The 12,757-nt window shown below is 49.8% G+C and carries 10 protein-coding genes; 4 read left to right on the top strand and 6 right to left on the bottom strand.

All coding sequences use genetic code 11. From position 1 onward, the window contains the following. Positions 1 to 2: 2 nt before the first annotated feature. Positions 3 to 1,676, bottom strand: coding sequence for a urocanate hydratase (hutU, locus tag KQY15_RS13375; RefSeq protein WP_217669969.1), 1,674 nt, complete (start codon positions 1,674 to 1,676; stop codon positions 3 to 5). Then, on the bottom strand, positions 1,676 to 2,404 hold the full coding sequence (hutC, locus tag KQY15_RS13370) for a histidine utilization transcriptional repressor HutC (protein WP_217669967.1): 729 nt from the start codon (positions 2,402 to 2,404) through the stop codon (positions 1,676 to 1,678). Before hutC ends, hutU begins: the two co-directional genes overlap by 1 nt. Positions 2,405 to 2,520: 116 nt before the next feature. On the opposite strand from hutC, the gene hutI reads away from it, so the two are divergent. Beyond that, positions 2,521 to 3,741 carry an imidazolonepropionase gene (hutI, locus tag KQY15_RS13365; protein ID WP_217669965.1) on the top strand — a complete coding sequence of 407 codons (1,221 nt, stop codon included), beginning with the start codon at positions 2,521 to 2,523 and terminating at the stop codon, positions 3,739 to 3,741. Positions 3,742 to 3,820: 79 nt separating this feature from the next. After that, the gene (locus KQY15_RS13360; protein WP_217669962.1) at positions 3,821 to 5,347 is read left to right on the top strand and encodes a putative bifunctional diguanylate cyclase/phosphodiesterase; all 1,527 of its coding nucleotides are present in this window, start codon (positions 3,821 to 3,823) and stop codon (positions 5,345 to 5,347) included. On the opposite strand, the gene KQY15_RS13355 is transcribed toward KQY15_RS13360, so the two are convergent. Both KQY15_RS13355 and rraA read right to left on the bottom strand, forming a co-directional pair. Then, positions 5,344 to 6,402 (bottom strand): formimidoylglutamase, encoded by a 1,059-nt coding sequence (locus tag KQY15_RS13355; RefSeq protein ID WP_217669961.1) that lies wholly within the window; start codon positions 6,400 to 6,402, stop codon positions 5,344 to 5,346. The two genes, KQY15_RS13360 and KQY15_RS13355, sit on opposite strands and share 4 nt — an antisense overlap. Before the next feature lie 17 nt (positions 6,403 to 6,419). Further along, a complete protein-coding gene (gene rraA / locus KQY15_RS13350; RefSeq protein WP_217669959.1) occupies positions 6,420 to 6,905 on the bottom strand; it encodes a ribonuclease E activity regulator RraA in 486 nt (161 codons plus the stop codon). Between the two features lie 226 nt (positions 6,906 to 7,131). Between rraA and KQY15_RS13345 the strand changes: the two genes are divergently transcribed. After that, positions 7,132 to 9,069, top strand: coding sequence for a bifunctional diguanylate cyclase/phosphodiesterase (locus tag KQY15_RS13345; RefSeq protein WP_254795707.1), 1,938 nt, complete (start codon positions 7,132 to 7,134; stop codon positions 9,067 to 9,069). Between the two features lie 75 nt (positions 9,070 to 9,144). Continuing rightward, a complete protein-coding gene (locus KQY15_RS13340; protein WP_217669955.1) occupies positions 9,145 to 11,007 on the top strand; it encodes a methyl-accepting chemotaxis protein in 1,863 nt (620 codons plus the stop codon). A 26-nt stretch (positions 11,008 to 11,033) separates the two neighbouring features. On the opposite strand, the gene KQY15_RS13335 is transcribed toward KQY15_RS13340, so the two are convergent. Then, positions 11,034 to 11,402: a gamma-butyrobetaine hydroxylase family protein gene (locus KQY15_RS13335; RefSeq protein WP_217669953.1), complete on the bottom strand. Its 369-nt coding sequence runs from the start codon at positions 11,400 to 11,402 to the stop codon at positions 11,034 to 11,036. A gap of 18 nt (positions 11,403 to 11,420) precedes the next feature. Beyond that, positions 11,421 to 12,755 (bottom strand): ATP-dependent protease ATPase subunit HslU, encoded by a 1,335-nt coding sequence (hslU, locus tag KQY15_RS13330; RefSeq protein ID WP_217669951.1) that lies wholly within the window; start codon positions 12,753 to 12,755, stop codon positions 11,421 to 11,423. Positions 12,756 to 12,757: the final 2 nt, after the last annotated feature.

Below are 12,757 nucleotides of genomic sequence, written 5' to 3'. Positions count from 1 at the left end.
TGTTACTCCGTAACCATTGGTAAGTCCAGGGCTTGTTCTTTCGCACAATTTACTGCGATGTCATAGCCAGCATCCGCATGGCGCATTACGCCGGTGCCCGGGTCATTCCACAGAACCCGGCTTAGCCGCTTTGCTGCTTCGTCCGTGCCGTCGGCAACAATTACCACGCCACTATGCTGGCTGTAACCCATGCCAACGCCACCGCCATGATGCAAAGATACCCAGGTCGCGCCGCCCGCGGTGTTCAGCAGGGCGTTTAGTAGCGGCCAGTCTGATACGGCATCAGAGCCATCAAGCATTGCTTCGGTTTCACGGTTCGGGCTCGCTACTGAGCCTGAGTCCAGGTGATCACGGCCAATGACGACAGGGGCTTTAAGCTCGCCGCTTTTTACCATTTCGTTAAAGGCCAGGGCAATTCGGGCCCGGTCTTTTAATCCTATCCAGCAAATACGGGCTGGCAGCCCCTGAAACTGAATGCGCTGACGCGCCATATCCAGCCAGTTATGCAGGTGTGGGTCATCCGGGATAAGCTCTTTTACCTTGGCATCGGTTTTGTAGATGTCATCTGCATCGCCCGATAACGCCACCCAGCGAAACGGCCCGATACCCTGACAAAACAGCGGCCGGATATAGGCGGGCACAAAGCCCGGAAAATCGAAGGCATTGGTTACACCTTCATCTTTGGCCATTTGCCGGATATTGTTGCCATAGTCTGTTGCCACTGCGCCGCGTTGTTGCAGCGACAGAATGGCTTTTACCTGCACCGCCATCGACTGCTTCGCCGCTTTGACCACGCCGGTTTCATCTGTTTTACGCTGCTCCTCGGCATGTTGCATCGTCCACCCCTGCGGCAGATAACCGTTTAACGGGTCATGGGCTGAGGTCTGGTCGGTAACTACATCGGGCGTTATGTTGCGTTTAACCAGGTCGCTGAACACATCTGCCGCGTTAGCCAGCAGGCCTATGGAAGTAGGTTTGCCTTCAGCTTTGGCTTGCTCCAGCATGGCTAATGCTTCATCCAGTGAGTAAGCTTTTTTGTCCAGATAGCGGGTTTTCAGCCGGAAATCAATGCGGCTTTCATCCACCTCACAGGCAATCATATGAAAGCCGGCCATCGTGGCAGCTAGTGGCTGCGCACCACCCATACCTCCTAAACCACCGGTTAATATCCATTTGCCCGCAGCTTCGCCATTAAAATGCTGTCTGGCTATTGCGACAAAGGTCTCGTAGGTACCCTGAACTATGCCCTGGGTACCAATGTAGATCCAGGAGCCGGCGGTCATCTGACCGTACATCATCAAACCTTTACGATCCAACTCGTTAAAGTGTTGCCAGTTGGCCCAGGCCGGCACCAGATTTGAATTAGCAATCAGTACCCGCGGCGCGTCGGGATGAGTAGGAAACACACCCACCGGTTTACCGCTTTGCACCAGTAAAGTCTGGTTGTTTTCCAGCCGGTTCAGAACTTCAACAATTTTATCAAAACACTGCCAGTTTCGGGCGGCGCGGCCGATCCCCCCGTATACCACCAGTGATTGCGGGTGTTCGGCTACTTCCGGGTCAAGATTGTTCATTAACATCCGCTTGGCGGCTTCGGTTTGCCAGCTTTTTGCGCTGATGGTGGCACCGCGCTCAGCTCGCACTACCCGGCTGTTATCAATTCGTGAGTCTGTCATCAGATGCTCTCTCTGCTATTTGGTAATGAAAAATTCAGGTGACCGCCTAAACGATAGCGGCTACCCGGTGATGTTAAGTACGCAAGACTGACCGCCCCTTCACGGCTGAATGTGCGGCGGGTCAGGCGCAGACAGGGTTCAGCTTTTTTCAGCATTAAATGCTTACAGGTAAAATCATCCGGCCAGATAGCCTCTACTGTGTGTTCAGCTTCGGTTAGTGGGGCAATCAGGCTCAGGTATTGATGAGGTGTTTGGTAGCTGAAATCCTGTGCAGTGTAGTCTGGCACCTGCAATGGGCTGACATAGCGGGCCTCCAGTTGCAACGGCAGGCTGTTTTCCAGATGAACAATCAACGAGAAAAAAACCGGATCATTGCGTCGCAGGCCCAGTGCACTGGCAATAACTGTCGGACAGGGCAGTTCAGTAAGCTGAACCAGCCGGGCGCTGTATGCATGGCCACGGGAGTGAACCTCATCGGCAATGTTGCGGATTTCCAGCAATGATGATTGCGATTTCAGGGCAGCGACAAAGCTGCCAACGCCCTGAGTACGATACAGAATACCCTGCTCGGTTAGCTCTTGCAGTGCCCGGCGGGCGGTCATCCGGCTGACACTGAATTGCTCCGCCAGCTCATTTTCAGATGGTACCCGGCTATGCTCTGGCCAGGCGCCAATTTCAATCTGGCTTAGCATAAACTCTTTTATCTCGGCAAACTTGGCAACTGCCATAATCACTCCGTTAGCATGCAATTGATCACTCCTGCTAAATAAAAAATACTGCAATTTGGTTGTATATACAAGTTGATGGTGTAAAATTATTTTGTATTTGCCAACAGGAGAACCGTATGCAGCAGTTTGATGCCATCTGGATTAACGCCAACATCGCCACAATGAACGACAATGGTGTGCCGTACGGCGCTATTGAAAAGGGTGTGCTTGCGGTAAAAGACGGCCTGATTGCCTTTGTTGGCAGGCGAGATGAATTACCAGAATTTGATGTAATGGCAACCCCTGTACATGACATGCAGGGCCAGTGGTTGCTGCCTGGCTTTATTGATTGCCATACTCATTTGATTTATGCCGGCAACCGGGCCAATGAGTTCGAAATGCGTTTAAATGGTGCCAGTTATCAGCAAGTTGCAGCAAGTGGTGGTGGTATTAACGCAACCGTAGCCGCTACCCGCGCCGCCAGTCACCAGGAACTATTTGTTTTGGCAAAAGACCGGCTGAATACCTTGCTGGCGCAGGGGGTGACAACGGTTGAAATAAAGTCGGGCTATGGCCTGGATTTCGCTTCTGAACAAAAAATACTGGAGGTCGCCGCCGAGCTCGATGCCCATCATCCGGTCAATGTGACAAAAACATTTCTGGGTGCTCACGCGCTACCTGCTGAATATGCGAATAATGCCGATGGTTACATTGACGCAGTTTGCCAGATGCTGCCCGGGTTACATGCCGCCAAACTGGTCGATGCCGTTGATGTGTTCTGTGAAGGAATAGGATTCAGTGTCAACCAGTGCCGCAAAGTATTTGCTACTGCCCGGGCATTAGGGCTGCCTGTTAAAGCGCATGCAGAACAACTGTCAAATCTGGGTGGCAGCTCCCTGGTGGCCGAATTTGCTGGTTTGTCGGCTGATCATATTGAATTTCTGGATGAAGCCGGGGTGGCTGCTATGGCCAAAGCCGGCACCGTCGCAGTTTTGTTGCCGGGCGCATACTATTTTCTGCGGGAAACTCAGCTTCCACCAATAAAGCTGTTGCGGCAGTATCAGGTGCCCATCGCGGTGGCGACGGATCTTAATCCCGGCACATCACCTTTGTGCTCACTGCCACTGATGCTGAATATGGCTTGCACCTTATTCCGATTAACACCGGAAGAAGCATTGCTTGGTGTAACACGGCACGGCGCGGCAGCATTAGGATTGAAAGACAGAGGAGTGCTTAGCATCGGGATGCGGGCAGACTTTGCCTGCTATGCAATCAGCCAACCCGCTGAACTTTGCTATCAATTTGGGGAAAATCAGCTTAAGCAGCTGATTATTCAAGGGAAGCCGGTAAGGCTGTAAAGCGGGCAGCTTTACAAGCATTAAATTTGCGGTAAGCTGTCAGCACAATAACACAGCTGCGGTAAGATGTGGTAACGCCATGATAATCAGATTCAATCGTTTGCTGGCTTTGGGGCTGTTCGCGGGAAGTGGGCCGGCGATGGCTAATCAATCTGCACCGGCCTTGCCGATAACCTTGTTATTACTGGTTTTATTGCTAATAGCATTAAGTTACATTGTTGTCTTAAAATACCGGCTATGGCGGGCGTTGCAACCTAAACCTGATATGCAGGGTTTTTATTCCTTACATGATGACATCAGCGGCTTTCCTAACAAATTTTCCTTACAACGTAAGCTTGATGATCTGCTGAAGAGTGCGCCCGAGCAGCAATTTGCGCTTATTCTGCTGAAAGTAGAACAGTTCGACCAGATCAATCAGTTGCTGGGGCACAGTAACAGCAATCTGATTTTGGCTCAGATTGCTCAGCGGATAAATGACAAACTGACTGATGAAGATAAAATTCTGACTTATGAATACCGTCAGCAGCAACCGGTCAGGGTGTGCCACCTTGGTAGTGTCGACTTTGCCATCTGGCTTGATGTGGGGTCGCAACCAGCGCGGGCCGAATTTTTAGCCCGGCAGTTGCAACAGTCTGTGCCACAGCCAATGCTGGTTCATGGTTGCGCCATTGATTATCAGTTAGGGGTTGGTATTTCACTCTATCCTGATCATAGCACCCAGTTTAATGAGCTGCTGGAGCGTGCTTATCTGGCATTACAGCATTCTCAATGGCATCGTAGCGCCAGTATGATGTTCAACTCTGAGATGATTAATTACACAACAGAAAAACTGGCGTTGATGGCTGAACTTCGCCAGGCGATTGACGAGGATCAGCTGGTATTGTTTGTGCAGCCACAAATGGCAATGCGAAACCGCCAGGTGCTTGCCGCTGAAGTGCTTATCCGCTGGCGGCATCCCAAAAAAGGCTTGCTTGCGCCTGAGGCTTTTCTGGCGCTTGCTGAGGAAATGGGGGTTATTTATCCGCTGACCCTTTGGGTGTTGGAGCAGGCCGTTAAAACGATTGCCAGTTTGTTAGAACAACAGTTAGTCAGCCGGATAGCCGTCAATATTTCCAGCAAAGACTTGTTGCAGGACGAGCTGATTGAAGCACTGGAACAGCTATTCGATACCTATCAGGTGAAGCCACAACTGCTTATGCTTGAAGTGAGCGAAAATGCGTTAGTGGCAGAGCCGGAACGTACCATGGCAATGTTGCAACGGTTACACCGGCTGGGTGTTGAATTAGCATTAGATGATTTTGGTACCGGTTTTTCATCTCTGGCGTATTTGCGGCAGCTGCCTGTGCAGTACGTTAAAGTAGACTGTAGCTTTATCAGCGAGTTACATAAAACAGAAGCCCATATCGCCATTACCGGCGCTATTATTGATATGGCCCGGAACCTGGGGCTAGGCGTCATTGCCGAAGGTGTGGAAGGGGCCGAAGTTGAAGATAAACTTCTGCGGATGGGCTGTTCACGTGGCCAGGGGTTCTGGTATTCACAGCCGTTTGAGTTAAGTGGCTTTCCCGCATGGCTGCGCCAGTGGCAACAGCGGCATCCGGGTTAAATCTCAGGTGGTTGCTGAGCTTTGCCTGCTGTAAACGCCAGCACGAGTGCTGATAGCACCTGCCCACATTGATTAATTCCGGCGGCAAGCCCAGCAGGGTGACACGCCGGCGCTGCCTCAGCCAGATGTAAGTAGCGGGCCCGCGGCAACCGTGCCAGCTGAAAGACAAACTGAGCTGCTTGCTCCACACTAAGGCCACTGTAGTTAATAGCGCTGGCAGGCATTGCCTGAATACTATCGGTATCCAGTTCAATCGCAATATCTGCTTTACCATAGCAGCACTGCTCTATCACTTTATCCAATGCCTGCTGATAGCTAAGTTGCTGGCGAACAGCAAATTGCTGGTAACTGACAAAATCGCCGCCAGCTTGTTGCAGCATGGCTAAACTGGCCGCAGAATTTTTCTGTGGATCCAGTCCTAAAACAGTGTAATGGCCGAGATATCCGCCGGCGTTGGCGTAGCTGAAGCCGTTGCCACTGTGCCGCCCTTCCAGCGGCCTGAAGTCCGCATGCGGATCCAGGTTGGCACAGTTTACCGGTTGCCCGCTTACTTCAGCCAGTGCCTGCAACAGCGGGTATGCGTTGTTATGGCCACCGCCAATAACCACCGGGTATAATCCGGCAGCGAAAATCGGCTCAAGCTGTTGTTTAACGCGCAGGTCCAGCTTGGCGCATAGCTGGCGCAACTTAGCCAGGTCTTGCGCATTCTGGTTGTCTAATGTTGCGGCTTGCTGCTGTAAATCTGCACAGTCAATCTGGCCTAATAGCAATACGCTGTCAGTACACAAACTGTCATTATGTTGCAGATTTAAAAAACGCTGCAAAAAAGCCTGCCAGGCTAATTCAGCACCAGCGTTACCCATATTGGCCAGCGGACCAATACATTCCGCTATTCCCAACAGAACAAACTGGCCACCTGCTGCTTTATGGGCTGCCAGCAGCTCGGTATAGGGTAACTGTGGATCTGGTAACAGCAGCTGTTGACCCAACCGGGTTTCACCGCTGCGCCGGATACAATATTTGCCGAGTTCTTCGCTGCTAAAACGTTGTAACATAAAAATTCTTTGTATCGCTATTCGATATCAAGCGGATCCGGTGACAAAATGATACCGGTGCTATCTGCGTATAAATGATCGCCGGGTAAAAATGTAACGCCGGCAAAATTAACGGGAACCTCGGTTTCGCCAAAGCCATTATCATCAGCACCGATAGGGATGGCATTTACTGCCTGAATACCAATTTCAAAATCTTCCAGCGCATCCAGATCGCGGACGCTGCCATAGCAAACAATACCTTCCCAACCATTACTGGTAGCAATACTGGCCAGCTCAGCGTCAATTAAAGCCCGACGTGCTGAACCGCCACCATCAATTAACAGCACTTTTCCTACGCCATTATCAGCAAGAACCTGGCGCACCAGGCCGTTGTCTTCGAAGCATTTAATAGTATGAATCTGGCCGCCGAATGAACGTCTGCCACCGTAATTTGCAAAGATCGGTTCAACCACATCAACCTGATCCGCATAAAGATCGCACAGTTCTGAAGTATTGTATTCCATATAAAGCTCCGTAGGCGGCAACAACTTCTGCACAGTATAGCGCTCAGCCTTGCAAGCTCAAGGAAATAATGTTGTCTGCTTGCAGTTATGCTTTCAACAAAGTATTGCTGCAAAAGCAATTTGTTTGCTAAGGTGTAGTAGCCATGCAATAAGAGAGCGCATTGTGTCCGCAGAATTTTTCGCCCGAAATGCCCTTTATATGTCCCAAACCGGTTTGGCGTTGCTTATGGCGTTTTTTTTGTGGTATTACTTTCGTGTATACCGGCAAACCTACCTTAAAGTCTGGTTCCTTGCTTTTCTGGCTTTCGCGGGCTATCAATTTGCTATTTTATTGCTTTATACCACTGAATTTGGTCAAAGCTGGGCGCAGCTGCCGCTGGCTGTTATTGTCCACTTCGCTTGCTATAGCTTTGCGTTGTTAATGTTGCTGGGTAACCGGTTGCAATTTCCGTTGAACGCCAGCCATGCTCTCAGCTGGCCAGTGAGCCGTTACTTTATTATCTTTTTTATATTGTCATGTTTGGGGGTGGGCTTACCATTGGCACTGCCTGATTTACCATCATGGCATTCATTACTGGAAGCTCATTTTCGCTTTATCTTAACAGGTATATTGTTGTTTATGGCGGGTACCGGCTTATGGCAAAAGAAAAGCCACGGTCTTGGTCCGCAAGTGGCGTCTGTTGTGCTTGTTCTCTGGGGTATGCTTTATCTGGGAAATACCCTGAGTAACATGACGCAAATCAGCATTTTAAGCACCTTTAATCAGATGTTTTTATACAAAACTATTGAGTTGGCGCTGCTGGTAACGCTGGGTTTTTCACTGGTTATCTGGCTACAGGAAAATGAACGCAGCACAAACTTGAAACTGACTGAAAAAACCCGGTATCTGGATCAACATGATCAACTGACCGGAGCCCTTAATCGTGACGCGCTGCTTATTCAGCTTGAGCAGTTAATTACCAGGGCAGATGCCGCTAACCTGCATTTAGTGATGCTGGGTCTGGATAAATTTAAAAACGTTAATGAGTCAGTAGGCCTGAAGCAGGGCGATCGGATTTTACGCGAAGTTATCCGGCGTTTTGAACAAAGCATTGTGAAACCGGTATTGATTGCCCGAACCGGTGGCGATATTTTTGCGCTGGTGCTGGCCGATGTCGTCAATGAGAAACAGCTGCAATATAGTCTGCAACATGTGCAGCAGTTGATTGAAAAACCATTTTTACTTGATAGCGGCCCGGTAAAACTGACTACCAGCATTGGTTTATCTCATTATCCGCGGCATGCGCTCAGTGCTGAGCAGCTGCTGCAACAGGCCAATATTGCCTTTCATCAGGCCAAACGTTTGCAGGCCAGTTGGCTGAGTTATCAAACGGGTATGGAGGAAGAAACCGCTCGCTTACTGGCCTGGGAAAGTGAATTACTGCAGGCGATCAGTGAGAATCAGTTTGTGTTGTATTACCAGCCACAGCTTAGCTTGCGCAGTAACCTGTTAGAAGGTTTTGAAGTACTGGTGCGTTGGCAGCACCCGCAACGTGGCTTGTTAATGCCGGGTGAGTTTCTACCATTATGCGAACAACTTGGTCTGAGTCAGGTACTGGATCTGGTGATATTGCGCAGTGCCGTAGCCAGTATTCAGCGTTGGCAACAACTAGGTTTACATATTCCGTTAGCCATTAATATGTCGCCAGTCCATTTCGAGCAGGAGGGTTTAAAGCAGGAGCTTAAAGGCCTGCTGCAACAATATGCAGTGTCTCCTGAAATGATTGAGCTGGAAGTAACCGAAAATACGGCAATGCAGGATATGGAAAAAGGCTCAAATTTTGCCCTGGAGCTGCAGCAAATGGGTATTAAAGTATCAATAGATGACTTTGGTACCGGATATTCTTCGCTGGCTTATTTACGTAAAATGCCGATTGAAAAAATAAAAATAGATCGCAGTTTTGTGATGGACATGACGTCGAATGACTCCGATATGATGATTGTCAAAACCATGATAAAGCTGGCGCATGGCCTGGGTAAACGTATTCTGGCTGAAGGTGTGGAAACAGTAGAGCAACTTAACTTGTTGCGCAATTTATCCTGCGACGCAGTGCAGGGCTATTACATTGCCAAACCGCTACCTGAAAGCGAAGCATTGGCATTTATTAAAAACTATCCCCGCTAAATATTCAGTGGTTGCTATTAACATTTACTAAAGTAATCTAGTCTTAAATTCAGTCTTGCATTAAGAGTAATCTTTATGAAGTTGTTGCGTCGTTTAACCATAAAGCAGCGGCTGTTAGCCAACGCTCTCGCCCTCATTATTGCTATGCTGCTGATGCTGGCCATTCTGTTTTACCAGAGCAACCAGTTAACCAGTTTGGCCAGTACCCAGCAGTTAGTGGAACAACTTAATACTACTGTACTGATGCTGCGCCGACATGAAAAAGATTTTATGATGCGCAGCGATCTGAAATATCAGCAACGCTTAAATGATCGAATTGGCCAGTTAACTGAAAGAGTTGTGAGCCTGCGACAATATTTGGAGAAGCATGACATCACTACTGCGCCGCTGGACCGATTCAACCAGCTTACTGCCGAGTATCAGCAGGTATTTAATAAGCTGGTTGCGCAGCAGCAGCAGTTAGGTTTAACACCTGCCGAAGGTTTACAGGGTCGCTTGCGGGAAAGTGCTCAAACTCTGGAGCAACAACTCAGCCAGACTGAAGAAACCGAGCTGCTTATGACATTATTGCAGTTACGCCGGCTGGAAAAAGATTTCTTATTGCGGCTTGAACCTCGCTATGCCGAGGCTTTCAACAATGAATATGCGGCTTTTATCAGTTCATTGCAGCGTAGTTTCCCGGCGGGTACTGCTGCCGCCAACGCATACCGGGACGGTTTTAACAGTCTGGTTGACGGTATGCAGCGGTTGGGTCTGGATGAAACACAGGGGCTGACTGGAGACATGCGCTCGGCTATCCAGAATACTGAGAGCAGTCTTGAAACCCTGTCGGCAGAAACCAGCGATGCTATAACGGCTGCGGTTGCCAGCACCAAGCAGCTGGCCGTTGTTATTTTTGTTGTCGTGTTGCTATTAATGCTTGCTCTGGTTGGCCTGACCAGCCGCAGCATAATTGGTCCGGTATTGGCTGTTTGCCAAACCATTGGCTTAATCCGCAACGAGCATGATTTCCGGAAGCGGGTCGATGAGAGTGGTCAGGACGAAATGAGCCAGCTGGCACAGGATTTTAATGCCATGCTGGCCGATATTCAGCATTTGATTCGAACCGTTAATGAGGCGTTGGGAATGTTGGACCAGGCAACCGCAGAGTTAGCTCAGTCGACGTCTGATACCAGTCAGGGTATGCAGCGTCAGCAGGCGGAGACCGATATGGTTGCCACGGCAGTGACTGAAATGGGCGCCACAATTAATGAAATTGCCAGTAACACCGAAATGACCGCTGCCAAGGCTGATGCAACTAACCAGAATGCCACTAGCGGCCGACGGGAAGTGGAGCAAACCGTTAAGCAAATTCAGCAACTGTCAGGCCGGCTGCAGGAAGCAACCAGTATCGTTACCGAACTGGAGCAGGACAGTCAGACCATTGGCTCGGTTTTGGATGTTATTCGAGGTATTGCCGAACAAACCAACCTGCTGGCTCTTAACGCAGCTATCGAAGCGGCCAGGGCGGGTGATCAGGGCCGGGGTTTTGCGGTGGTTGCTGATGAAGTACGTCATCTGGCGCAGCGAACCGCACAGTCTACCGGTCAGATTGAAGAAATTATTGCAGCGTTACAAGGTCGTACCCGGCATATTGTTGATGCGATGCAACAGTGCCGGCAGCAAGGGGCAGACAGCGCTGAACAGGCGGGCATTGCTATGACGTTGCTGGGCGAGATAACCGGTGATGTAACCAACATTATGGATATGACCACTCAGATAGCGGCAGCAATTGAGCAGCAAAGTCATGTTGCGGCAGAGGTGAATAAAAACGTGGTAAAAATTCGCGACTTATCGGACGATACTTTTGGATATGCCCGGCAAAATGCAACGATTAGTGAGGAAGTGTCGCAGCAGGCTGCCAGTTTGCGGCAGAGCGTTGAAATATTTAAAGCCTGACAAGGTGTCAGTTAACCAAAGGCAAGTTAGCCGAGCGGGCGTATATTGATCAGGCTTTCGCGGCTGGCATTGGCTGCTTTAAGCCGGGCCAGGTAGCGCTGCCATAGCACCTCCTGTTCGTCTGCCAACTGACACAAATAGCGAAAGTGGTACAGGCCGGTGTTATGACCATCGTCAAATATCAGTTTAACCCCGTAGTGGCCGACGGGGTTAATTATGCTGATAGCAACATCTCGTTTATTCGCCACCAGTTTAGGCTTGCCGTGACCACGTACTTCGGCAGATGGCGAATGCACCCGCAAAAATTCGGCTGACAGCACCTTTAGCGTACCGTCAGTGAATACTAAATCCAGCAAGCGACGTTGCCGGTGATAGTGCAAGGTGCGTAATGTCATTGCTTGCAGAAACCTTCGTTAAAGAATAAACCGGCTTAAATCTTCATCCTGCACTAACGCGCCCAGATGCTGCTCAACGTAATCGGCAGTAATCTCGATATGCTCACCAGCGTGGTCAGCCGCATCATAGGATATTTCTTCCAGCAAGCGCTCCATCACGGTATACAGACGGCGGGCCCCGATGTTTTCTGTGGTTTCATTTACCTGAAAGGCTGCCGCAGCAATCCGTTTAATGCCGTCGTCACTGAAACTGATTTTTACCCCTTCAGTTGCCAGCATCGCAATAGATTGTTCAGTTAATGATGCTTTAGGCTCTGTTAGAATGCGTTCAAAATCGGCAGCGGTCAGGGCTTCCAGCTCTACCCGGATGGGCAGGCGGCCCTGCAACTCGGGAACTAAATCAGACGGTTTACTCATCTGAAATGCACCAGATGCAATAAACAAAATATGGTCGGTTTTTACCATGCCATGTTTGGTATTGACGGTGCAGCCTTCAATCAATGGCAGCAAATCGCGTTGCACGCCTTCGCGCGACACGTCGGGGCCACTGGTTTCACCGCGTTTGCAAATTTTGTCAATCTCATCCAGAAAAACAATACCGTTTTGTTCCACGGCTTCCAGCGCTTCGGCTTTAAGCTCCTCCGGATTTACCAGCTTGGCCGCTTCTTCTTCAATCAGTTGCTTCAATGCATCTTTTATTTTCAGTTTACGTTTTTTCTTTTTATCACTGCCCAGGCTCTGGAACATACTTTGTAACTGTGAAGTCATCTCCTCCATGCCAGGGGGGGCCATAATTTCAACACCAACCGGGGTTTGGGCCAGTTCAAGCTCAATTTCTTTGTCATCAAGCTGCCCTTCACGCAATTTTTTGCGGAATATCTGTCGGGTGTTGGTATCAGTGGCTGGCTGATTATCAGCGTCGGCCCAGTTGTCCCGGGCTTTGGGTAGTAACGCATCTAATATCCGCTCTTCCGCGGCTTCCTCGGCCCGAAAGCGGTTCTTGGCGATCGCCTGTTCGCGCAGCATTTTTACTGCACTGTCGGTCAGATCCCGAATAATACTTTCGACTTCTTTACCAACATAACCGACTTCAGTGAATTTGGTCGCTTCAACTTTTATAAAAGGGGCATTGGCCAGTTTCGCCAGGCGCCTGGCAATTTCCGTTTTACCGACCCCGGTGGGACCAATCATCAGAATATTTTTCGGGGTCACTTCGGCTCGCAGGCCTGTTTCCAGCTGCATCCGGCGCCAGCGGTTGCGCAGGGCAATTGCGACTGCGCGTTTGGCTTTGCTCTGGCCAATAATATGCCGGTCCAACTCGTGGACAATTTCTCTGGGTGTCATATCAGACATAA

Source organism: Arsukibacterium indicum (genome assembly GCF_019100565.1).
GTDB lineage: Bacteria > Pseudomonadota > Gammaproteobacteria > Enterobacterales > Alteromonadaceae > Alishewanella > Alishewanella indicum.
The sequence above is the reverse complement of the archived record's forward strand: the minus strand, read 5'-3'. Positions and strand labels throughout refer to the sequence as shown.

Bases quoted from the DNA above. Each gene is read 5' to 3' on its own strand.
- hutU (WP_217669969.1), bottom strand. From the start codon at position 1,676: ATGACAGACTCACGAATTGATAACAGCCGGGTAGTGCGAGCTGAGCGC.
- hutC (WP_217669967.1), bottom strand. From the start codon at position 2,404: ATGGCAGTTGCCAAGTTTGCCGAGATAAAAGAGTTTATGCTAAGCCAG.
- hutI (WP_217669965.1), top strand. From the start codon at position 2,521: ATGCAGCAGTTTGATGCCATCTGGATTAACGCCAACATCGCCACAATG.
- KQY15_RS13360 (WP_217669962.1), top strand. From the start codon at position 3,821: ATGATAATCAGATTCAATCGTTTGCTGGCTTTGGGGCTGTTCGCGGGA.
- KQY15_RS13355 (WP_217669961.1), bottom strand. From the start codon at position 6,402: ATGTTACAACGTTTTAGCAGCGAAGAACTCGGCAAATATTGTATCCGG.
- rraA (WP_217669959.1), bottom strand. From the start codon at position 6,905: ATGGAATACAATACTTCAGAACTGTGCGATCTTTATGCGGATCAGGTT.
- KQY15_RS13345 (WP_254795707.1), top strand. From the start codon at position 7,132: ATGGCGTTTTTTTTGTGGTATTACTTTCGTGTATACCGGCAAACCTAC.
- KQY15_RS13340 (WP_217669955.1), top strand. From the start codon at position 9,145: ATGAAGTTGTTGCGTCGTTTAACCATAAAGCAGCGGCTGTTAGCCAAC.
- KQY15_RS13335 (WP_217669953.1), bottom strand. From the start codon at position 11,402: ATGACATTACGCACCTTGCACTATCACCGGCAACGTCGCTTGCTGGAT.
- hslU (WP_217669951.1), bottom strand. From the start codon at position 12,755: ATGTCTGATATGACACCCAGAGAAATTGTCCACGAGTTGGACCGGCAT.